The sequence below is a fragment of the Streptomyces sp. SAJ15 genome (genome assembly GCF_007595705.1).
Classification (GTDB): Bacteria; Actinomycetota; Actinomycetes; order Streptomycetales; family Streptomycetaceae; genus Streptomyces.
The window spans coordinates 25,804-45,762 of sequence record NZ_NISY01000023.1; the positions used below are offsets into that span (position 1 = coordinate 25,804).

Genomic DNA, 19,959 nt, shown 5'->3' on the forward strand with positions numbered 1-19,959 from the left:
ACCGCGATTGTGCCCCCGTGGCGGGTGGTTGAGCCCTGGCGGCTCGACCCCGTCCGCCCACAGGGCGTGCCGTGCCGCCGCCCCGGGTCCGGCTCAGCGATGGTCGGCCGCGAACCGTGCCGCGTCCCAGGTGCCGGCCAGCTCCGGGGCCAGCCAACCGCTCGCGGCGGCGCGGAACTCGGCGGGCGACAGCGTCCCGGCGCCCTCGGGGACCGCGCCCAGCAGCGGGGCGCCGGTGACCTCGGGGAAGTCGGCGAGGTTGCAGCGGTCGGCCAGGCCGGGGGAGTCCGGCCAGCTGCCGACGACCAGGCCGCGGCAGGTGAGCCCGCGCGACCTGAGCGCCTCCGCCGTCAGCTCGGCGATGTTGAGCGTGCCCAGGCCCGCCTGGGCGACGACCAGCACCGGCGCGTCCAGCAGCCCGGCCACGTCCGCGAGAGTGGCGCCGGCATCGTCCATCCGCACCAGCAGCCCGCCCGCGCCCTCGACCAGCACCAGATCGTGGTCGGCGGCGAGCTCCCGCGCCGCGCGCTCCACCTCGCGGGGCCGCACCGGGGTCAGCCCGGCCCGCCGGGCCGCCGTGTTCGGGGCCAGCGGCTCCGGGAACCGGGCCAGCTCCCGGCCGGTGACCGGCCCGGCAAGCCGCGCCACCTCGGCCACGTCGCCCGGCTCGCCCTCGGCGACCCCGGTCTGAGCGGGCTTGAGCACGGCCACCGAGCGGCCCCGCGCCAGCGCCGCCGCGGCCAGCGCCGCGGTCACCACGGTCTTGCCGACCTCGGTGTTCGTCCCGGTGACGACCAGTATCGACATGTCGCTCTTCGCCTTCTCTTCCGTGGCTTTCGTCCGCCGACCGCGGTGCGTCGTCAGGCCGCCGCGGCCGCGGCGGCCGCCGCGCGTACCGCCGTGCAGATCCGCGCCAGATCCTCGTCGTCGGTCACGAACGGCGGCATCGTGTAGAGCAGATCGCGGAACGGCCGCAGCCACACGCCCTCGCGGAACGCCGCTCGCGACGCCGCCGCCATGGCCGCCGTGTCGAGGGGCCGGTCCAGCTGCACCACGCCGATGGCGCCCAACACCCGTACGTCCCGGACCCCGGGCAGCTCCAGCGCCGGGGCCAGCCCCTCCCGCAGCCCGGCCTCGATGCGCTTGACCTCGCCCGCCCAGTCCTGGGACAGCAGCAGGTCGAGGGAGGCGTTGGCCACCGCGGCGGCCAGCGGGTTGCCCATGAAGGTCGGCCCGTGGGCCAGCACGGGCACCTCGCCCCGCGAGATCCCCTCCGCCACCCGCTCGGTGCACAGCGTGGCCGCCATGGTCAGATACCCGCCGGTGAGCGCCTTGCCCAGGCACATCACGTCGGGGGAGACCCCGGCGTGGTCCGCGGCGAAGAGCGCGCCGGTGCGCCCGAAGCCGGTGGCGATCTCGTCGAACACCAGCAGCACGTCGTGCTCGTCGCACGCCGCCCGCAGCGCCCGCAGATAGCCGGGGGAGTGGAAGCGCATGCCGCCGGCGTTCTGCACCACCGGCTCCACGATCACCGCGGCCAGCTCGTCGGCGTGTCGGGCTATCAGTTCCCGCAGGTGCGCCACGTACGCCGGGTCGGGTTCGGCGTCGAAGCCGGTCGGCGGCGCGTCCGCGAAGATGTGCCGGGGCAGCGCCCCGGACCACAGGTCGTGCATGCCGCCGTCCGGGTCGCACAGCGCCATCGGCTGCCAGGTGTCGCCGTGGTAGCCGGCGCGCCAGGTCAGCATGCGCTGCTTGCCCGGTCGGCCCAGCGATCGCCAGTACTGGAGGCACATCTTCAACCCGACCTCCACCGACACCGAGCCGGAGTCGGACAGGAAGACGTGCCGCAGCGGCTCGGGGGTGATCTCCACCAGTCGGGTGGCGAGCCGGACGGCGGGCTCATGGGTGAGCCCGCCGAACATCACATGGCTCATCCTGTCCAACTGGCCGTGCGCCGCCTCGTTGAGCACCGGGTGGTTGTAGCCGTGCAGGGCCGACCACCACGAGGACATCCCGTCGACGAGCTCGTGGTGGCCCTCCACCGGTTCGGCGAGCCGCAGCCGGACGCCGGCCGCGGACTCCACGACCAGCGGGTCCTGACGTCCCGGCATCGGGCCGTAGGGGTGCCAGACGTGCTGCCGGTCCAGGGCGAGCAGTTCGCTGGTGGTGAGCGGCTCAGGCATTGGGCGCCACGTCCGTGCCGGCGCCGCGGCGACGGACGGCGACCAGGTCCGTACGGGCCCGACCCGGGTCGGCCTGGGACGGTGCCACGTCCGCACCGCCGCCGCACGGCCCACAGCCGCCGGTCTCCTCGTGCCCGCCGCGGCCGCTCGACTCGTGGCTCCCGCAGCCGCCTCCGGCGTGCGAGCCGCAGCCGCCCGCGGCGGCCGCGAGCGCGTCGGCGCGGTGCGCGGGCAGCGTGGTGGTGTCGGCGCCCTCCACCTCGAAGCCGGCGTCAGCGATCATCGCCAGGTCGTCCTTGCCGGCCTGGCCCTCGCTGGTGAGGTAGTCGCCGAGGAAGATCGAGTTGGCCAGGTGGAGCGCCAGCGGCTGCATCGACCGCAGATGGACCTCGCGCCCGCCGGCCAGCCGCACCTCCACGTCCGGGCAGACGAACCGCACCATGGCCAGGATGCGCAGGCAGCGCTGCGGGGTGAGGTTCCACTCCTTGGCCAGCGGGGTGCCCTCGAACGGGATGAGGAAGTTCACCGGCACCGAGTCCGGGTCCAGCTCGCGCAGCGAGAAGACCACGTCGACCAGGTCCTCGTCCGTCTCGCCCATGCCCGCGATCAGTCCGGAGCAGGCCGACATGCCCGCGGCCTGGGCCTGCCGCACCGTGGAGACGCGGTCCGCGTAGGTGTGGGTGGTGGTGATGTCCCCGTATGTCGCCTCTGAGGTGTTGAGGTTGTGGTTGTACGCGTCCGCGCCCGCGTCGCGCAGCCGCTCCGCCTGCCCCTCGGACAGCAGTCCGAGGCAGGCGCAGACCTCGATCTCCTCGTTCTCCTCCTTGATGGCGGCGATGGTCTTCGAGACCCGCTCCACGTCCCGGTCGGTCGGGCCGCGTCCGCTCGCCACCAGGCACACCCGCTTGGCGCCCCCGGCGACCCCCGCCTTCGCCGCGGCCGCAGCCTCGTCGGCCTTGAGCCAGGTGTACTTGAGGATCTCGGCCTTGGAGCCGAGCCGCTGGGAGCAGTACGAGCAGTCCTCGGGGCACAGCCCGGACTTGAGGTTCACCAGATAGTTGAGCTTCACCCGACGTCCGAACCAGGCGCGGCGCACCTTGCCGGCCGCCGCCACCACGTCGAGCAGGTCGTCGTCGGACGTCGCCAGCACGGCGAGTGCCTCTTCGCGGGTCGGCGACTCGCGCCGCAGTCCCTTGTCCACCAGGGTGTTCAGCAGGTCCATGGCGATGATCCTGTCCTACGGCACCGCCTACGGCCAAGGTAGACATCGCACAACTCGGTCCGTTCGAGGTGTGTGTATTGCCACACCCTGCCCACGCGCCGTCACCGCTACGTTCTATGGACTGCATACAACAGCGGCCCCTGGCCCGCGGCGCACGGAAGGCGAAGGACGGCCGATGCCCCAGCACCCTCACCCGGACCCGTTCGGCTGGCTCGACGCGGAGCGAGAGCGCCGCCACCGCGCGGGGCTGGTCCGGGCGGTGCGCCCCCGCCCGGCCGACTCCCCGCTGCTGGACCTGGCGAGCAACGACTACCTCGGGCTCGCCCGCCATCCGGAGGTCACCGCGGCCGCCGGGGCGGCGGCCGGCCGCTGGGGCGCCGGAGCGACCGGCTCCCGGCTGGTCACCGGCTCCACCGAGCTGCACGCGGAGCTGGAGGCGGAACTCGCCGACTTCTGCGGCTTCGAGGCGGCGCTGGTGCTGTCCTCCGGCTACGCCGCCAACCTGGCCGCGGTCACGGCGCTGAGCGGGCCCGCGGTGTCCGCCCCCGACGGGCCCGGCGCGCTCATCGTCTCCGACGCGGGCAACCACGCCTCGCTCATCGACGGCTGCCGGCTCGCCCGCGCCCGCACCGAGGTCGCCCCGCACGCCGACCCCGAGGCCGTCGGCAAGGTGCTGGCCGGACACGACGGCACGGCGCTGGTCGTCACCGACTCGGTGTTCTCCGTCGACGGCGACGCCGCCCCGCTGGCCGCGCTCGCCGACGCCTGCCGGGTCGGGGGAGCGGCGCTGCTGGTGGACGACGCGCACGGCCTCGGCGTGCTGGGTGAGGGCGGGCGCGGCGCCCTGTGCGCGGCCGGACTGGCCGGCGCGCCGGATGTGGTCGCCACCGTCACCCTGTCCAAGTCGCTGGGCAGTCAGGGCGGTGCGGTCCTCGGGCCGGCGCGGGTCATCGAGCACCTGGTCAACGCCGCCCGTACGTTCATCTTCGACACCGGGCTCAACCCGGCGGCCGCCGGGGCGGCCCTGGCGAGCCTGCGGCTGCTCCGCCGCGAGCCGGAGCGCGCGGCCCGCGCCCGCGCGGTGGCGGCGGCGCTGCACCGGGGCCTGACCGAGGCGGGTCTCGCCGCGGTCAGACCGGACGCCTCGGTGGTCTCGGTCCGTGCGCCGGGTCCGGAGCAGGCGGTGCGCTGGGCGGCCGACTGCCGGACGGCGGGGCTGGTGGTCGGGTGTTTCCGCCCGCCGTCGGTGCCGGACGGCATCTCCCGGCTGCGGCTGACGGCGCGTGCGGACCTGACGGACGCGCAGGTGGCGGAGGCCGTCGCGGTGGTCGTGGCCCACGCGCCGGCCGGCTGAGGGCTCAGCGCGCCGCGGGGCCCGCCGGCCTGTTCAGTCCGGTGAGGAAGGCGGACCAGGCGGATGGCGAGAATTCGAGCACGGGACCCGCGGCGCGCTTGGAATCCCGAACGGCGAGCCGACCGGCGACGGTGACGGCCGTCTCGACGCAGTTGTTCATTCCGACGCTGTAACTGCTGCGCCGCCATTGCGCGGCGCCCGGGACCGGACTTTCGGGCCGGTGATTCACGATGGGACATTCAAGGGTCGAACAACGTGCCGCCGAACTCATGGGCGCCCGGCTGATGATCGGCGGACCGGAAGTAATGGACCGGGACAGGGTGGTCATGGTGTCCCCTCACGCTCCTTCGCCGATGGCGGCGATGAAATGCAACGAGTCCTCTTGAGACAGGGCGTTCGCGCGCAGCGTCTCGAATGCGCTGGCGTACATCCGGAGGTCTTCTTTCCGCTCCAGGTAGAGGCTACTCGTCAAATGGTCGAGAACAACCACGTCTAGGTCAGAAATACGCGGAAAAGAGAAGATGATGAAAGGACCGGTGATGCCGATCGGCATTCCCCGGGAGAACGGCAGCACCTGAAGGCGCACCTGCCCCAGCTCTCCCATCGTCAGAAGGTGTTGCAACTGCCCCGCCATCACCTCCCTGTCGCCCACCACGCGCCGCAGCACCGCCTCGTCCAGCACCACGTGCAGCCGTAGCGGTCGGGCGCCGCGCAGCACCGACTGGCGCGCGATCCGCACCTCCACCAGCGCATCCACCTGGGAGGCGGGCAGCTCCGGGAGCGCCGCGCGGGTGACGGCCCGCGCATAGCCCGCGGTCTGCAACAGCCCCGGCACCACCGTCGTCTCCAGGGAGCGGGCCCGTGCCGCCTCCGCCTCCAGGCTGATGAAGTCCCGGTACGCGGGCGGCAGCAGGTCCCGGTACGCGTACCACCAGCCCCGTCGTGAGCCCTCCGGGTCCTCGGCGCCCCCGCCGCACAGCGCCTCCAGCAGTGCCCGCAGCTCGGGGTCGGCAACCCCGTAGACATCCAGCAGCCGCACCACATCGGCCGACTTCGCCCCGCTGTGCCCGGTTTCCAGGCGGCTGATCTTCGACTGGTGCCACCCCACCCGGTGCGCGGCCTCACCGCTCGTCAGTCCGGCCAGATCGCGCAGTCGGCGAAGCTCGGCGCCGAGCTTCCTCCGGCGCACCGCGGGACCGTATCGCATGCGACTCCCTCCGACTCGACCGTCCGCTCCCGACCTCCGACGGCCTCGCCGCCACCCCACCGGGACCGCGTCGAAGCCGATGGGCCAGTGTGGCGGGTAAATACGCTCTTCCGTCGAAGAGTTCACCGCTTCGAGCGACAGATATATGCATATCTTGGTGGATCGCCTACGACACGGCGGCATCGGTGGCACTCTGGCGCATAGAGCCGTCCGAGGCCGGTCTCGGCTTTTCCGACGTCGCCCGTGGACGTGCGACGTGCCGTGGACCGGCCCCGGTGGGAAAGGGACAGGTCGCCATGGCTGACCACCAGGAAGCATCCGTCACTCTGCCGAGCTCCCCCGCCTCGGTCGCCGAGGCCCGAAAATACGTGACGAGCGTGCTGACCGAATGGGGTCTGCCCGCGAGCGCGGAAGCCGCCGAAACGGTGCGGCTGATCGTCTCCGAGCTCGCGACCAACGCCGTCCAGCACACCTCGGGCCAGTCGCCGGTCTTCACCGTCGACGTCCGTCTCGACCGGGACGAGCGGCTGCGCATCGGCGTCACCGACAGCCACCCACGATGGCCCCGGCGACTGCCGGCCACCGTCCAGCAGGACAACGGCCGGGGCATGGTCATCATCCGATGTCTCACCGCGGAGTCCGGTGGCAGTCTCTTCGTCACCCCGACCCCGGAGGGCGGCAAGACCGTGTGGATCGCGATGCCGTGGACCGCGGCGGTGCGCTGAAACCGTTCAGCACCGGGCGCCACGGGCCGCGGAGCGGGCCGCGCGCGTCACCCGCCGGGCCTCGCGGGGCCGGGCGCCGTGGCTCGCGCGTCACCCATCGGCCACGCGCGTCACCCGCCGGGGCTCCCGGGCCCGCGCGCCGCGGCTCGCGGGTCACAGCACCCGCTGCACATTGCCCTCCGTGCCGCGTACCTGCGCCAGTTCGCGGATGCGGTGGAAGACCCGGCCGGCGGCCGGGCTGATCAGGTAGTGCGGCATGTCGCCGCGCTCGATCACCCCGTAGGGGCTGGTCCCCGTCAGATACGCGGAGTAGAGGATCAGCCCGCTGCGGTCGTCCATGTCGACCGTGAGCGCGGAGAAGCCGGGGAAGGCGTCGGTCTGGTAGACCTCCAGACCCTCCGCCTCCGCGCCGTAGCGCTCCTTGAAGCGGCCGAACCGCTCCAACGAGTCCTTGATCTTGCGGGTCATGTCCTCCCGGTGCTGGCGTGCCAGCGTGGTCGCGGTGTCCGAGACCGGGTCCAGCAGGAAGCAGCGGTAGACGCCGCCCCGGCGTAAGAACCCCAGCACGGCGTCGCGGAAGTGGGCCGGGCGCTCGGTGGTGACCAGCCGGCTGGACGAGGCGCGCAGCGCGGTGCCCATGTCGAGCACCTCCGTCGTCGCCGCGTCCAGCAGCCTGGCCTTCTCCCAGGAGCTGGGGCGCTCCGGATAGGCGTGCACCACCGTGCTGTCGGTGAGTCCCCGGGTGGCCAGCCACGCCTTGCGGGCCCCACCGGCGCTGCCGTCGGCGGACAGCAGATAGACCAGCTTGCCCTCGTGGCTGCCGACCGCCTCGAACAGCTCGGCGAACGGCCCCGCCGTGCGGTAGACGTCCTCGGAGACCGCCAGGCAGTCGCGCGGGGTCGCCTTCTCCAGATGCGCCGCCAGATTGATGTCCGGGGAGTGGATGGCCCCGGTCTTCCCCTCCCCGGTGTGCTGGATGGTGCCCTTGTGCACGGCCATCCGCAGATGCAGCTCACCGCGGACGCCGGTCTGGGCGAACTCGTCCCGCAGATGCGGCAGATCCAGAGTCAGCAGGGTGCGCGCCGTCTCCAGCGCCACGTCGCGCGCGACGCTCTCGCTCTCGTCATGGATCGCGAAGAACCCGCCGTCGCCCCGCCACGACCACAGGTCGCTGCGGCTGCACCGGTACTGCGCGGCCAGTTGGGCCATCCGCGACCGCACCCGCTCCCGCAGCAGGTCGAAGGCGCGGGCCGCCTGGTCCCGCGGGTTGGCGAGCACTATCGAGGAGTATCCGGCGGTGTCGATGAAGACGAAGTACACATTGTCGTAGGTCCGGTCGGACTGGAACTGTTCGCTCATCTAAGAGGCCCCCAGCTGTGTCCCGTCGCACACCATGATGCCGTCGACGGCGGGCCACGGCAGGCCATCGCCGAACTCCCGCGCCGCCGCCCGGGCCCGGCGGTCGGGGCCCGCTCCCCGGGGCCGGTCGGCGGCGGGCCCGCTCGCCTGAGGTCAGGACTCGTCCGGCCCGAGCTCGGACACGCCGCGCTCGACACAGAATTCGTTGCCCTCGGGGTCCGTCAGCACGACCCACCCCTTTCCCTCGCCGGTGCGTCGGTCGTCGACGACCCGCGCGCCGAGTCCGACCAGCCGCTCCACCTCGGCGTCGCGGGTCCCCGTGGTCGGCCGGATGTCGAGGTGGACGCGGTTCTTGACGGTCTTGCCCTCCGGCACCTCGATGAACAGCAGGCCGGGGACCGCTGGCTCCGGCGACTCGATCGCCACCGTCTCGGCCCCGGGCCTCGCGCCGTCCTCCAGCGCGTAGCCGGTGAGCTGGGACCAGAAGACCGCCTGGGCGTAGGCATCGTGGGCGTCGACGGTGATGTGGCGAACCGGGTTCTGATACGACATGGGTGTCCCTCAGGGCTGTTGGCCGGTGTTGTCTCACCGGCCAACGTAACCCCGCTCCCCGTAGCCCATACGACGGGTGACGGTGACGGTCAGCGCACCCGCCCGTAGAGGACGCTACGACTCCAGATCCTCTCCTTGCGGACCACCTCGCCGGACTTGGGGGAGTGCCAGACGCGGCCCGTGCCCGCGTAGATGCCCACGTGGTAGACGCGCCCGCCGGAGTGGAAGAAGACCAGGTCGCCGGGTTGCCGGGAGGCGGCGCGCACATGGCGGGTGTGGTTGTACTGCCCGGCCGCGGTGCGCGGCAGCCGCTTGCCGACCTTCCTGAAGGAGTAGTGGGTCAGTCCGGAGCAGTCGAACCGGTATGGCCCGGCGGCCCCGTACTGGTACGGCGAACCCTTCTTCGAGGCGGCGATCTCCAGCGCTCGTGCGGAGGCGCCGAGCGCCTCGGCCTCACCGGTGAATCCGGGTGCGAGCACGCTGCCGCCGACGGCGGCGATGGCGAGTGCCGAGGCGGTTCCGGCCCGGGAGAAGAGAGCGGGGACACGTTTGCGCGCGTTCATGGCGCAGCCCTTCGTCAGCCGCCTGTGAGGGGAGTCCTGTCGGGTTCGGGCAGGCGAAGATGCCCGGCCGCCACGGCGGCTTCACCCCAAGGGGCGGGCCCTGACGACGGGCCGCCCCGATGTGCCTGGGTCCTCCACTCCCGCCGATCCACGGTGTCGACCAGACGCCCGGTGCGGCGGCGGGACTCGGCGTCCGCCCGGACCGCCCCGCCGCGGCGGCGGGGGCTTGTCGTCCCAGGGATCGTCACGCACGACCGCCGCCGATACCGAGACGAAACGGTGTTATGTGAGTCTCATCACGTATGGGCCGTTCGGGTGGACACATGGCTCTTGGTTGGGATCCGGTTTACCGTGCGGATGCCCGTACCAGCGGCGGAGCGTCATCTTCCGGCTCGCGAGTACGCACGGTGCGCAACTTTCCCACCCCGCGGCGGCGTAGCCGGGTGTCCCCCGAACGGCTCAACGGGGCCGGAGGTCGCCGCCCGGCGCGGCGGAGCGCGGGACGGTCGCAGAGTGATCACTTTGGGGGGACGGTCACCCGACCCGTGCGCCGTTCACCGTCCAGCACCCGCAGGGCGCGCGCCAGGGTGTGCGCGTGCAGTCGGTCTTCGCCGCGCTGGTGCATCAGGGTCAGCGCGTCCCTCAGCGCCGCGGACTTGGCGGCCAGGGCCTGCGCCGCGCGCAACGCCGCGTAGGTCTGGTCGCCGCGCGCCGGATTGATCCGGCCCAGCAGGTCCACCACGCCCAGATAGTGGTCGATCAGGTCCGCCTCCGCGCGGGTCAGCGCGGGCAGCGGGGGTAGCTCGGGGATCACGGGCTCACCGCCCCGGGGTCGGAGGAGTGGGGGGCTTACGGCTGGCGGTGATCTGGTCCACCAGGCCGTACGCCACCGCCGCGGGCGCGTCGAAGATCGTGTCGCGCTCGAGGTCCGCCCGGACCCGAGCCGGGTCCTGCCCGGTGTGCCGCGCCAGCATCTCCTCCAGCGTCTCCCGGGTGCGCAGCAGCTCCCGCGCCTGGATGGCCAGGTCCGAGGCCGTGCCCCGCGCCGGCTCGGCGAGCGCCGGCTGGTGGATGAGGATCCGCGCGTGGGGCAGCATCAGCCGCTTGCCCGGCGTGCCGGCGGCCAGCAGTACCGAGGCGGCCGAGGCGGCCTGGCCCAGGCAGGCCGTCTCGATGTCGCAGGAGACGAAGTGCATGGCGTCGTAGATCGCCGTCATCGCGCTGAACGAGCCGCCGGGGGAGTTGATGTAGAGCGAGATGTCCCGGTCGGGGGCGGCGTACTCCAGGTGCATCAGTTGCGCGATCACGTCGTTGGCGCAGGTGTCGTCGATGGGGGTGCCGATGAAGACGATGCGCTCCGAGAGGAGCTTGGAGTAGGGGTCCAGGGTGTGGACGCCCGCGCCGGTGCGCTCGGTGAGCTCGGGCAGGACGTGGCGGGTGGTCGGGGTGGGATGGTCCATGGCTGCGGCACCTCTCATACGGGCCCCCGCGGCCGGGAGGCCGTCTGTAAAAAATGTACAGGACGTACAGGCCGGTATGATGGCGAGCATGGCCTACGAGATTTCGGTGACGCAAGCCCGGGCAGAGCTCGCGGAACTGATCAATCGCGTCGTCTACGGCGGTGAGCGGGTGGTGGTGACGCGCCACGGGCGCCCCCTTGTGGCCCTGGTCTCCGCCGCTGACCTGCAACGACTCGAAGGGGAGGCGGCTGAGGCGGAGGAGCAGGTGATCAGCACCGTCTCGGCCGTGCGTCCGACGGCGTCCGCTCCCCGCGAACGGCGGCGCTTCGGCATCGCCGCGGAACACCGCGGCCCGAACGCCGAGGGGCGTTCGGGCCGGGGAGGGTGAGAGAGGTGGCCGGCGGGGCCGGGCCGGTGCGGCCCGGCCCCCGCGGGCTCAGGAGCTGAGCTTCCAGATGGCGTGCGCGATGGCGTCGCTGTTGGTGTCCAGCGCGGTGGCGTCGATGTTCGCCTTGCCGTCGCAGGACGAGTGGTAGCAGGGGTCGAAGGACTCGCCTGCCTTGCCGCCCCACTTCTTCGCCTGTGCGGTGCTCTTCTCCGCCTCGGCGCCGCTGAAGACGCCGCCGACGCGCACCCCCGCGTCCTTGAACGGGGCGTGGTCGGAGCGGCCGTCGCCCTCGGTCTCCGGCTCCGTGACGATGTTCTTGGCCTGGTACCAGTCGGTGAAGGTCCGCTCCAGCTCCGGATCGTCGTCGTAGACGAAGTAGCCGGGGTTGGGCGAGCCCACCATGTCGAAGTTGAGATAGGCGTCGAGCTTGCCGAGGTCCGTGCGGTTCAGGTTCTCGACGTAGTGCGTCGAGCCGATCATCCCGTCCTCCTCGGCGCCCCACCAGGCGAAGCGCAGGTGCTTGGCGGGCTTGAGGTCGGCCTTGGCGACGGCCAGCGCCACCTCCCAGAGGGCGGCGGAGCCGGAGCCGTTGTCGTTGATGCCGGCGCCGCCGCGCACCGAGTCGAGATGGGCGCCGGCCATCACGACCTGCCCGGCGTCGCCGCCGCCGGGCCAGTCGGCGATCAGGTTGTAGCCCTTGGCCCCGGAGTGGTCGAACTCCTGCACGGTCGTGGTGAATCCGGCCGCGTCCAGTCGGGACTTCAGCAGGTCGACCGATGCCTTGTAGCCGGGGCGGCCGTGGGCGCGGTTGCCGCCGTTGTTGTCGGCGACGGTCTGAAGCTCGCTCAGGTGCGCCTGGACCGCGGCGACGTCGATGTCCGGGGCGGCGGCCCGGGCGCGCGGGGCGGCCGTGTCGGAGGTGGTCGCCTGGGCGCCCCATGCGCCGCCCATGACCAGGGCGGTCAGCGCGGTGCAGGTGCCCGCGGCGAGCGTGGCGTGGCGCCAGGAAGGTATGCGAAACACAGATGGGCTCCGTAGTGATCGTGGGGGGTTGGTGCGGAGCGATGTTGATGCGGACATGAGGATTTCCGGTTTGTTCGCCACTCGTCAAGAGCGAATACCGGACCGGTGGTCCCGGCAACCGGAGACGGCGGATGGCGGAACCGGCGTCTACCTGCGAGATCTCCCTCGGTGACGGCCGTGGAGGGCGAGTGGAATCCGGGACCGGGGAGACCCTTGGGAAGAACATGCGTTCCTGTATACGACTGCTTGACCATCAGCGGAGATCGCGTTAACGCCCCCGAAACGCCACCCAACTAGCCTGCCGGAAAAGGGCGTACGCGGCGGACAGGTGAGGTGGGGCGCGTGCAGTTGACCAGGCACGAACAGGAGCGGTTGCTCGTCCACGTGGCGGCCGACGTGGCCGAGAAGCGGCGCGCCCGCGGCGTACGGCTCAATCACCCGGAGGCGGTCGCGCTCATCACCTCGCACATCCTGGAGGGTGCCCGCGACGGGCGTACGGTGGCCGAGTTGATGGACTCCGGACGCAAGGTGCTCACCCGCGACGAGGTCATGGAGGGCATCCCCGAGATGATCCACGACGTACAGGTCGAGGCCACCTTCCCGGACGGCACCAAGCTCGTGACGGTCCACGAGCCGATCGCCTGACGGAGGGACATCCCGATGATCCCCGGAGAGATCCACTACGCCGAGGGGCCGGTGCGGCTGAACGAGGGTCGGCCCGTCACCCGCCTCACCGTGCTCAACGCGGCCGACCGACCGGTGCAGGTCGGCTCCCACTACCACTTCGCCGAGGCCAACCCCGGGCTCGCCTTCGACCGCGCCGCGGCCCACGGCAGACGGCTGCACATCGCGGCCGGGACCGCGGTGCGCTTCGAGCCGGGCATCCCGGTCGAGGTCGAACTCGTGCCGCTGGCGGGCCTCCGCGTGGTGCCAGGGCTGCGCGGCGAGACCGCGGGCCCCCTCGACGGCCCCTCCGCGCCCGCGCCCGCGGAGGGCGTTTCGGCGGCCGGCGTACGCTCGGCCACGGAGCCGGCGGGGGACACGACGACGGCGGCGGACGCGGCGACGGCAGGGGACACGACGACGGCGGCGGACGCGGCGGCGGATTCGGGCGCGGCGACGGCGGGGGACACGACGACGTCGGCGGACGTGGCGGCGGAGTCGGACGCGGCGGCGGGGCCGGGGACGGCGGTGGACCATGGCTGAGCTCAGCCGCGCCGCCTACGCGGACCTCTTCGGCCCCACGGTCGGCGACCGCGTCCGGCTGGCCGACACCGACCTGTTCGTCGAGATCGAGGAGGACCGCTGCGGCGGACCCGGCCGGGCCGGGGACGAGGCGGTCTTCGGGGGCGGCAAGGTGATCCGCGAGTCGATGGGCCAGTCCCGGGCCGGCCGCGCCGACGGCGCCCCGGACACCGTGATCACCGGCGTCGTGGTGCTGGACCACTGGGGGATCGTCAAGGCCGACGTCGGGCTGCGCGACGGCCGGATCACCGCCCTCGGGAAGGCCGGCAACCCCGACACCATGGACGGCGTCCACCCCGACCTCGTCATCGGCCCCGAGACCGAGGTCATCGCGGGCAACGGCAGCATCCTCACCGCCGGCGCCATCGACGCCCATGTGCACTTCATCTGCCCCCAGCTGGTCGAGGAGGCGCTGGCGGCGGGCATCACCACCCTCGTCGGCGGCGGCACCGGACCCGCCGAGGGCAGCAAGGCGACCACCGTCACCCCCGGCGCCTGGCACCTCGCCCGGATGTTCGAGGCGATGGAGGCGTACCCGGTCAACGTCGGACTGCTCGGCAAGGGCAACACCGTGTCGCGGGAGTCGATGCGCGCCCAGCTGCGCGGCGGCGCCCTCGGCTTCAAGATCCACGAGGACTGGGGCGCCACCCCGGCCGTCATCGACGCCTGTCTGACGGTGTGCGAGGAGAGCGGGGCGCAGCTGGCCATCCACACCGACACGCTCAACGAGGCGGGCTTCGTCGGCGACACCCTCGCCGCCGTCGCCGGGCGCACCCTCCACGCGTACCACACCGAGGGAGCCGGCGGCGGGCACGCGCCGGACATCATCACCGTGGTCTCGCTGCCCCATGTGCTGCCCAGCTCCACCAACCCCACCCGGCCGCACACCGTCAACACCGTCGAGGAGCACCTCGACATGCTGATGGTCTGTCACCACCTCAACGCCGCCGTCCCCGAGGACCTCGCCTTCGCCGAGTCGCGGATCCGCCCGAGCACCATCGCCGCCGAGGACGTGCTGCACGACCTGGGCGCGATCTCGATCATCTCCTCCGACTCCCAAGCGATGGGGAGGATCGGCGAGGTCGTGCTGCGCACCTGGCAGACCGCGCACGCCATGAAGCGGCGGCGCGGCGCGCTGCCCGGCGACGGCGCCGCCGACAACCGCCGGGCGCGGCGCTATGTCGCCAAGTACACCATCAACCCGGCCGTGGCCCAGGGTCTCGACGACGAGATCGGCTCCGTCGAGCCCGGCAAACTCGCCGACCTGGTGCTGTGGGAGCCGGCCTTCTTCGGTGTCAAGCCGCGACTGGTCATCAAGGGCGGGCAGATCGCCTACGCGCAGATGGGCGACGCCAACGCGTCCATCCCCACCCCGCAACCGGTGTTGCCCCGACCGATGTTCGGCGCCGTCGGCCGCGCCCCGGCGAGCAACTCCGTCAACTTCGTGACCCAGGGCGCGCTCGACGACGGGCTCGTGGAGCGACTGGGCCTCGGTAAACGCTTCGCGGCCATCCGCTCCACGCGCGGCGTCACCAAGGCGGACATGCGGGAGAACGACGCCCTGCCGCACGTCGCGGTGGACCCCGACTCCTTCACCGTCACCATCGACGGCGACCCGGTCGAATCCGCACCCGCCGCGGAACTGCCCCTGGCCCAGCGCTACTTCCTGTTCTGACGGCCGGCCATCGATGAACACCCCACCCGAGGCCGCCGGCCGTCCCACGGCGGCGCCGCGCCGCGCCGCGCTGCTGGTGCTGGCGGACGGCCGCTTCCCGGCCGGCGGCCACGCGCACTCCGGCGGTGCCGAGGCGGCGGTCCGAGCGGGCCGCGTCCACGACCCGGCGAGCCTGGAGGAGTTCTGCCGGGGCCGGCTGCACACCGCCGGGCTGACCGCGGCCGGGCTGGCCGCCGCGGCCGCCGCCGGCCTCGACCCGCTGCTGCTGGACGACGCCGCCGACGCGCGCACCCCCAGCCCCGCGCTGCGGGCGACCGCGCGACGGCTGGGCCGACAGATGGCGCGTGCGGTACGGGCGACCTGGCCGTCCCCGGAGCTGGACGCCCTGCTCGCCGCCCGCCCGCGCGGAGCCCACCAGCCCGTGGTGCTCGGGCTCGCCGCGCGGGCGGCGGGCCTGGCCCCGATCGACGCCGCCCACGCGGCGGGGTACGAGTCGGTCAGCGGGCCGGCCACCGCCGTCGTACGGCTGCTGAGCCTGGACCCGTTCGACGCCACCGCGGTCCTCGCCCGGCTCGCCGGCGACCTGGACGCCGTCGCCGCGCGGGCGGCGGAAGCCGCCGAGCGGGCCCGGCACGAGGGCACCGGCGCGCTGCCCGCCGCCTCCGCCCCGCTGCTGGACATCGCCGCCGAGCAACACGCCACCTGGCCCGTACGCCTCTTCGCCTCATGACCCGCGGCCGGCGCGCCGCCGGCCGTGACACCCTCACCCTGGAGCCGTCATGCACCTCGACCACGCCGAGACCTATCCCCACCGGCACACCTACAGCGCCGCCGACCCGCGGCGACAGGACGGCAGCCGGCGCGCGCTGCGGGTGGGCCTGGGCGGCCCCGTGGGCTCCGGCAAGACCGCCACCGTCGCCGCGCTCTGCCGCGCGCTGCGCGACGAACTCCGGATCGCGGTGGTCACCAACGACATCTACACCCGCGAGGACGCGGAGTTCCTGCTGCGCAACGCGGTGCTGCCGCCGGAGCGCATCACGGCGGTGGAGACCGGAGCCTGCCCGCACACGGCCATCCGCGACGACATCTCGGCCAACCTCGAGGCGGTGGAGGAGCTGGAGGACGCCGTCGGCCCGCTCGACCTGGTGTTGGTCGAGTCCGGCGGCGACAACCTCACCGCCACCTTCTCCAAGGGGCTCGTGGACGCCCAGATCTTCGTCATCGACGTCGCGGGCGGCGACGACATCCCCCGCAAGGGCGGTCCCGGCGTCACCACCGCCGACCTGCTCGTGGTCAACAAGACCGATCTGGCTCCGTACGTCGGCTCCGACCTGGAGCGGATGGCCCGCGACGCGCGGGACCAGCGCGGCCCCCTTCCGGTGGCCTTCACCTCGCTGGTCGCCGAGGACGGCGTCAAGCCGATCGCGGACTGGATCCGCGAGCGGCTGGCCGACTGGGCGGCCGCCGCGTGACGACCCTCGCGCCCGGGGCCTCCACACCGCGCGGGAGCACGACCGGCGCGGGCGTGCGGGCCGCCGCCCGGGTGGTCGCCGCGCCCGACGGACGCGGCGGCACCCGGCTGCCGACGCTGGCCGGCCAGGCGCCGTTCGCGCTCCGGCGGACCGGCGCCCGGGGCCGCGAGGCCCGGGTGAGCCTGGTCGGGGCCATGAGCGCGCCGCTGGGCGGCGACCGGCTGGAGCTCGCCGCGACCGTCGAGCCCGGCGCCGCGCTGTGCTTCACCACCACCGCGGCCACGATCGCGCTGCCCGGCCGGGGCCCCGACCCCGCCGGCTACGACACCCGGCTGTCCGTGGGCGACGGCGCTGCGCTACGTTGGCTGCCCGAACCGCTGATCTCCGCCCGAGGCAGCGACCTGCGGCTGACCACCCGGGTCGAACTCGCCCCCACCGCCCGTCTCGTGCTCCGTGAGGAGCAGGTGCTGGGCCGGTCCGGCGAGGAACCGGGGCGGCTGGCCAGCCGGCTGACCGTCCACCACGGGGGGCGTCCCCTGCTCGACCAGGAACTGCGGTACGGTCCCGGGGTGCCCGGCTGGGACGGCGGCGCGGTGCTCGGCGGCCACCGGGCCGTGGGGCAACTGCTCGTCGTCGACCCGGCCTTGACGGACCGGCCGCCCGCCGTCGTGCCGCTCGGGGAGACGGCCGTGGTGACCCCGCTGGCCGGCCCGGCGCTGCTGGTCACCGCGGTCGCGCCGGACGCGCTGGCGCTGCGCGGGCTGCTCAACCAGGCGTTCGAGCTCACAGCTTGGTAAAGAAATCCCTGTTTGACCTGTACTGAGGGATATCGGAGGCGCGAGGATCCTCCTGCAACCACGTGATTTCGTCGCCTTGAGCGGCGCACCATGGAGGGGGAAATCTCCACGTGAGACGTACTGCGATGTTCGGCACGGCCGGCACCGTCGTGACCGGCGTGCTGATAGCGGGGGCGCTGGCCGCCCCCTCGGCGAACGCGAGCGCCGGCACCGCCCAGTCCGTGCCCGGCGGTGCCGCCGAGGCCAAGGGCGTGAAGATCGCCGCTGAGCGGGCCGCCAAGGCGGGCGTCAAGTGGCAGGACTGCCCGGCCGACTGGGCCCTGGAGAAGCCGATCCAGTGTGGCTGGGTGACCGTCCCGCTGGACTACGCCAAGCCCGACGGCCGCAAGATCAAGATCGCCGTCGACCGCGCCCGTGCCACCGGTACGAAGGCGCAGCGCCAGGGCTCGCTCATCTACAACCCGGGCGGCCCCGGCGGCTCCGGCATGCGGTTCCCGAAGCGGGTCACGACCAAGAACCCGCTGTGGACCAAGACCGCCGAGGCCTACGACTTCGTCGGCTTCGACCCGCGCGGTGTCGGCCACTCCACGCCGATCTCCTGCGTCGACCCGCAGGACTTCGTCAAGGCGCCAAAGCTCGACCCGGTGCCGGACAGCGAGGCCGACAAGAGCGTCCAGCGCAAGCTGGCCCGCCAGTACGCGGACGGCTGCAAGAAGCGCAGCGGCTGGATGCTGCCGCACATGACCACGCCGAACACCGCCCGCGACATCGACGTCATCCGCGCCGCGCTCGGTGACAAGAAGCTCAACTACCTCGGCGTCTCCTACGGCACCTACATCGGCGGCGTCTACGCGACGCTGTTCCCGACCCATGTGCGCCGGCTGATCGTCGACAGCGTGGTCAACCCCTCCAAGGAGAAGATCTGGTACCAGGCCAACCTGGACCAGGACGTCGCCTTCGAGATGCGCTGGAACGACTGGAAGAAGTGGCTCGCCAAGAACGACGCCGCCTACCACATCGGCGACACCCCGGCCAAGGTCCAGAAGCAGTGGGAGAAGCTGCGCGCGACCGCCAAGAAGAAGCCCATCGGCGGCGTGGTCGGCCCGGCCGAGCTGCTCGGCTTCTTCCAGAGCGCGCCCTACTACGACTCGGCCTGGACCACCGTCGCCGAGGCGTGGAGCGCCTACCTCGCCGGTGACGAGAAGCCGCTGATCGAGGCCGCCGCCCCCGACATGACCGACCTCGCGGGCAACATCGCCTCGGAGAACAGCAACGCCGTGTACACCGCGGTCGAGTGCGCCGACGCCAAGTGGCCCACCAGCTGGAAGAAGTGGGACCGGGACAACACCGAGCTCCACAAGAAGTACCCGTTCCTGACCTGGTCGAACGCCTGGATGAACCTGCCGTGCGCCACCTGGGGTGCCAAGCAGCACACCCCGCTGGAGGTCAAGGCCGGCAAGAACATCAAGCCGATCCTGATCGTCCAGGCCACGCGTGACGCCGCCACCCCGTACGAGGGCGCCGTCGAGCTGCACAAGCGGATCAAGGGCTCGCGCCTGATCACCGAGAAGAACGCCGGCTCGCACGGTGTGACCGGTCTGGTCAACCCCTGCATCAACGACCGTGTCGACGCCTACCTGCTCAAGGGCAAGGTGGACGCCAAGGACGTGACGTGCGCCCCGCACGCCACCCCGAAGCCCGCCACCAAGTGACGCGGTGAGCTGACGCCCACCCAGACGGCGGCGCCCCGTTCCCCACACGGAGGGGAACGGGGCGCCGCCCCTTGTCGTCCGGACATCGGTCCCGTCGGCACCGGCGTCTCGGCGTCACCGGCGCCCCGTCGGCACGCGACGCGCCGTCAGGAGAACGCCGTGGCGAACGCCGCCCGGGTCGGGGAGTCCGCCCGACGGTCCAACACCCCGAACACCACCCGCTCGAAGTGGCCGGCGAACCGGCCGGAGCCGGTCAGGTGGACCCGGAACGCGGCGGCCACCTGTGCCGGGTCGTTCCCGAAGACCCCGCACCCCCAGGCGCCCAGCACCAGTCGCGGATATCCGTGCGCGGCCGCCACCTCCAGCACCCGCTCGGCGCGCGCCGCCAGCGCGGCCGGAACCCGCCGTACCGCCGCCGGGTCACGCCGTGCGATCACCCCCGCGTTCGGCGCCGGGGAGGTCAGGAAGCCCACCGCGTACGGCTCGTCCAGCAGCGCGCCCCGGTCGTCGCGGAAGACCGGGACGGCGGGGGAGTGGATGACCCGGTCGCTGTAGAAGGGGCTGGGGTCCGCGCGGTGCGCGGCGTAGAACTCCGGCGCCCGCCGCACACACGTGTACAGCGCCGAGGCCCGGCACAGCGCCTCCTCCTGAGCCTGCGCCCCGTTGAGGAAGCCGCCGCCCGGGTTGCGCGCGGAGGCGAAGTTGAGCACCGCCACCGGGCTCCCCGCGTCCTCCGTCACCAGCCGGCGCGCCGCCTCCAGGCTGCTCTCCGCCGTCACCTCGAACTCGGTGGTCCACTTCGCGCGCGGCGCGCACTCCACCGGTTCCGGCCCGTACAACCGGGTCCCGTCGGCCGCGCGGGCGATCTGTTCCACCAGCCGCACCTCGCGTCCGCCCCGTGCCCGATAGCCACCCGCCGCGACGATGCGCTCGGTCTCCTGGGCGATGCCGCGCAGTCGCGCGCTCATGTCTCAACCTCCGTCATATCGGTTGAGAGGCTACGGACAGGATGATCACGGCGC

21 protein-coding genes and 1 pseudogene are annotated in these 19,959 nt (G+C 72.9%); 10 read left to right on the forward strand and 12 right to left on the reverse strand.

Annotated features, from left to right (window positions below; translation table 11 throughout):
• Positions 1–93: 93 nt before the first annotated feature.
• From bioD to bioB, 3 genes are read right to left on the reverse strand one after another with little or no spacing between them, the layout of a single operon-like run.
• Positions 94–807 carry a dethiobiotin synthase gene (gene bioD / locus CD790_RS32935; protein WP_144387067.1) on the reverse strand — a complete coding sequence of 238 codons (714 nt, stop codon included), beginning with the start codon at positions 805–807 and terminating at the stop codon, positions 94–96.
• A gap of 53 nt (positions 808–860) precedes the next feature.
• Positions 861–2,183 (reverse strand): adenosylmethionine--8-amino-7-oxononanoate transaminase, encoded by a 1,323-nt coding sequence (locus tag CD790_RS32940; protein WP_144387068.1) that lies wholly within the window; start codon positions 2,181–2,183, stop codon positions 861–863.
• Entirely contained in the window at positions 2,176–3,405 is a 1,230-nt protein-coding gene (bioB, locus tag CD790_RS32945; RefSeq protein WP_144387069.1) for a biotin synthase BioB, read from the reverse strand. The genes CD790_RS32940 and bioB overlap by 8 nt, the downstream gene beginning before the upstream one ends.
• 175 nt (positions 3,406–3,580) lie before the next feature.
• Between bioB and CD790_RS32950 the strand changes: the two genes are divergently transcribed.
• On the forward strand, positions 3,581–4,759 hold the full coding sequence (locus CD790_RS32950; protein ID WP_144387070.1) for an 8-amino-7-oxononanoate synthase: 1,179 nt from the start codon (positions 3,581–3,583) through the stop codon (positions 4,757–4,759).
• A 4-nt stretch (positions 4,760–4,763) separates the two neighbouring features.
• Here CD790_RS32950 and CD790_RS32955 read toward each other — a convergent pair whose 3' ends face one another.
• Entirely contained in the window at positions 4,764–5,087 is a 324-nt protein-coding gene (locus tag CD790_RS32955; RefSeq protein WP_399218639.1) for a DUF397 domain-containing protein, read from the reverse strand.
• A gap of 9 nt (positions 5,088–5,096) precedes the next feature.
• Positions 5,097–5,966 carry a helix-turn-helix transcriptional regulator gene (locus CD790_RS32960; protein WP_144387071.1) on the reverse strand — a complete coding sequence of 290 codons (870 nt, stop codon included), beginning with the start codon at positions 5,964–5,966 and terminating at the stop codon, positions 5,097–5,099.
• Positions 5,967–6,262: 296 nt separating this feature from the next.
• On the opposite strand from CD790_RS32960, the gene CD790_RS32965 reads away from it, so the two are divergent.
• The gene (locus CD790_RS32965; RefSeq protein ID WP_144387072.1) at positions 6,263–6,691 is read left to right on the forward strand and encodes an ATP-binding protein; all 429 of its coding nucleotides are present in this window, start codon (positions 6,263–6,265) and stop codon (positions 6,689–6,691) included.
• A gap of 153 nt (positions 6,692–6,844) precedes the next feature.
• On the opposite strand, the gene CD790_RS32970 is transcribed toward CD790_RS32965, so the two are convergent.
• The 5 genes from CD790_RS32970 to CD790_RS32990 form a co-directional block, all read right to left on the reverse strand.
• Positions 6,845–8,050, reverse strand: a complete 1,206-nt coding sequence (locus CD790_RS32970) for a hypothetical protein (RefSeq protein ID WP_144387073.1) — start codon at positions 8,048–8,050, stop codon at positions 6,845–6,847.
• A 153-nt stretch (positions 8,051–8,203) separates the two neighbouring features.
• Positions 8,204–8,602: a VOC family protein gene (locus CD790_RS32975; protein ID WP_144387074.1), complete on the reverse strand. Its 399-nt coding sequence runs from the start codon at positions 8,600–8,602 to the stop codon at positions 8,204–8,206.
• A gap of 89 nt (positions 8,603–8,691) precedes the next feature.
• Positions 8,692–9,165, reverse strand: coding sequence for a C40 family peptidase (locus tag CD790_RS32980; protein WP_144387075.1), 474 nt, complete (start codon positions 9,163–9,165; stop codon positions 8,692–8,694).
• A gap of 517 nt (positions 9,166–9,682) precedes the next feature.
• Positions 9,683–9,979: a hypothetical protein gene (locus CD790_RS32985; protein WP_144387076.1), complete on the reverse strand. Its 297-nt coding sequence runs from the start codon at positions 9,977–9,979 to the stop codon at positions 9,683–9,685.
• Between the two features lie 4 nt (positions 9,980–9,983).
• Positions 9,984–10,625, reverse strand: coding sequence for an ATP-dependent Clp protease proteolytic subunit (locus CD790_RS32990; RefSeq protein WP_144387077.1), 642 nt, complete (start codon positions 10,623–10,625; stop codon positions 9,984–9,986).
• Positions 10,626–10,713: 88 nt separating this feature from the next.
• Between CD790_RS32990 and CD790_RS32995 the strand changes: the two genes are divergently transcribed.
• Positions 10,714–11,013 carry a type II toxin-antitoxin system Phd/YefM family antitoxin gene (locus tag CD790_RS32995; RefSeq protein WP_144387078.1) on the forward strand — a complete coding sequence of 100 codons (300 nt, stop codon included), beginning with the start codon at positions 10,714–10,716 and terminating at the stop codon, positions 11,011–11,013.
• A 48-nt stretch (positions 11,014–11,061) separates the two neighbouring features.
• On the opposite strand, the gene CD790_RS33000 is transcribed toward CD790_RS32995, so the two are convergent.
• Positions 11,062–12,036 (reverse strand): M28 family metallopeptidase, encoded by a 975-nt coding sequence (locus CD790_RS33000; protein ID WP_260868077.1) that lies wholly within the window; start codon positions 12,034–12,036, stop codon positions 11,062–11,064.
• A gap of 342 nt (positions 12,037–12,378) precedes the next feature.
• Here CD790_RS33000 and CD790_RS33005 point away from each other — a divergent pair, with 342 nt between their 5' ends.
• The 7 genes and pseudogenes from CD790_RS33005 (at position 12,379) to CD790_RS33040 (ending at position 18,937) form a co-directional block, all read left to right on the forward strand.
• On the forward strand, positions 12,379–12,681 hold the full coding sequence (locus CD790_RS33005; RefSeq protein WP_144387079.1) for an urease subunit gamma: 303 nt from the start codon (positions 12,379–12,381) through the stop codon (positions 12,679–12,681).
• A 15-nt stretch (positions 12,682–12,696) separates the two neighbouring features.
• Positions 12,697–13,005: pseudogene (locus tag CD790_RS33010) on the forward strand (urease subunit beta); the annotation flags it as partial.
• A 229-nt stretch (positions 13,006–13,234) separates the two neighbouring features.
• Positions 13,235–14,956: an urease subunit alpha gene (locus CD790_RS33020; protein WP_144387080.1), complete on the forward strand. Its 1,722-nt coding sequence runs from the start codon at positions 13,235–13,237 to the stop codon at positions 14,954–14,956.
• Between the two features lie 13 nt (positions 14,957–14,969).
• Positions 14,970–15,686: an urease accessory protein UreF gene (locus CD790_RS33025; RefSeq protein WP_144387081.1), complete on the forward strand. Its 717-nt coding sequence runs from the start codon at positions 14,970–14,972 to the stop codon at positions 15,684–15,686.
• A gap of 49 nt (positions 15,687–15,735) precedes the next feature.
• Positions 15,736–16,428, forward strand: coding sequence for an urease accessory protein UreG (gene ureG, locus CD790_RS33030; RefSeq protein ID WP_144387082.1), 693 nt, complete (start codon positions 15,736–15,738; stop codon positions 16,426–16,428).
• Entirely contained in the window at positions 16,425–17,225 is an 801-nt protein-coding gene (locus CD790_RS33035) for an urease accessory protein UreD (protein WP_186319380.1), read from the forward strand. Before ureG ends, CD790_RS33035 begins: the two co-directional genes overlap by 4 nt.
• Positions 17,226–17,350: 125 nt before the next feature.
• Positions 17,351–18,937 (forward strand): alpha/beta hydrolase, encoded by a 1,587-nt coding sequence (locus tag CD790_RS33040; protein WP_144387100.1) that lies wholly within the window; start codon positions 17,351–17,353, stop codon positions 18,935–18,937.
• 146 nt (positions 18,938–19,083) lie between these two features.
• Here CD790_RS33040 and CD790_RS33045 read toward each other — a convergent pair whose 3' ends face one another.
• A complete protein-coding gene (locus tag CD790_RS33045) occupies positions 19,084–19,905 on the reverse strand; it encodes a TIGR02452 family protein (RefSeq protein WP_144387083.1) in 822 nt (273 codons plus the stop codon).
• Between the last annotated feature and the right edge of the window lie 54 nt (positions 19,906–19,959).

What these genes read in the sequence shown, in the direction of transcription:
- bioD (WP_144387067.1), bottom strand. Translation starts at nt 807, where the DNA reads ATGTCGATACTGGTCGTCACCGGGACGAACACCGAGGTCGGCAAGACC.
- CD790_RS32940 (WP_144387068.1), bottom strand. Translation starts at nt 2,183, where the DNA reads ATGCCTGAGCCGCTCACCACCAGCGAACTGCTCGCCCTGGACCGGCAG.
- bioB (WP_144387069.1), bottom strand. Translation starts at nt 3,405, where the DNA reads ATGGACCTGCTGAACACCCTGGTGGACAAGGGACTGCGGCGCGAGTCG.
- CD790_RS32950 (WP_144387070.1), top strand. Translation starts at nt 3,581, where the DNA reads ATGCCCCAGCACCCTCACCCGGACCCGTTCGGCTGGCTCGACGCGGAG.
- CD790_RS32955 (WP_399218639.1), bottom strand. Translation starts at nt 5,087, where the DNA reads ATGACCACCCTGTCCCGGTCCATTACTTCCGGTCCGCCGATCATCAGC.
- CD790_RS32960 (WP_144387071.1), bottom strand. Translation starts at nt 5,966, where the DNA reads ATGCGATACGGTCCCGCGGTGCGCCGGAGGAAGCTCGGCGCCGAGCTT.
- CD790_RS32965 (WP_144387072.1), top strand. Translation starts at nt 6,263, where the DNA reads ATGGCTGACCACCAGGAAGCATCCGTCACTCTGCCGAGCTCCCCCGCC.
- CD790_RS32970 (WP_144387073.1), bottom strand. Translation starts at nt 8,050, where the DNA reads ATGAGCGAACAGTTCCAGTCCGACCGGACCTACGACAATGTGTACTTC.
- CD790_RS32975 (WP_144387074.1), bottom strand. Translation starts at nt 8,602, where the DNA reads ATGTCGTATCAGAACCCGGTTCGCCACATCACCGTCGACGCCCACGAT.
- CD790_RS32980 (WP_144387075.1), bottom strand. Translation starts at nt 9,165, where the DNA reads ATGAACGCGCGCAAACGTGTCCCCGCTCTCTTCTCCCGGGCCGGAACC.
- CD790_RS32990 (WP_144387077.1), bottom strand. Translation starts at nt 10,625, where the DNA reads ATGGACCATCCCACCCCGACCACCCGCCACGTCCTGCCCGAGCTCACC.
- CD790_RS32995 (WP_144387078.1), top strand. Translation starts at nt 10,714, where the DNA reads ATGGCCTACGAGATTTCGGTGACGCAAGCCCGGGCAGAGCTCGCGGAA.
- CD790_RS33020 (WP_144387080.1), top strand. Translation starts at nt 13,235, where the DNA reads ATGGCTGAGCTCAGCCGCGCCGCCTACGCGGACCTCTTCGGCCCCACG.
- CD790_RS33025 (WP_144387081.1), top strand. Translation starts at nt 14,970, where the DNA reads ATGAACACCCCACCCGAGGCCGCCGGCCGTCCCACGGCGGCGCCGCGC.
- ureG (WP_144387082.1), top strand. Translation starts at nt 15,736, where the DNA reads ATGCACCTCGACCACGCCGAGACCTATCCCCACCGGCACACCTACAGC.
- CD790_RS33040 (WP_144387100.1), top strand. Translation starts at nt 17,351, where the DNA reads ATGTTCGGCACGGCCGGCACCGTCGTGACCGGCGTGCTGATAGCGGGG.
- CD790_RS33045 (WP_144387083.1), bottom strand. Translation starts at nt 19,905, where the DNA reads ATGAGCGCGCGACTGCGCGGCATCGCCCAGGAGACCGAGCGCATCGTC.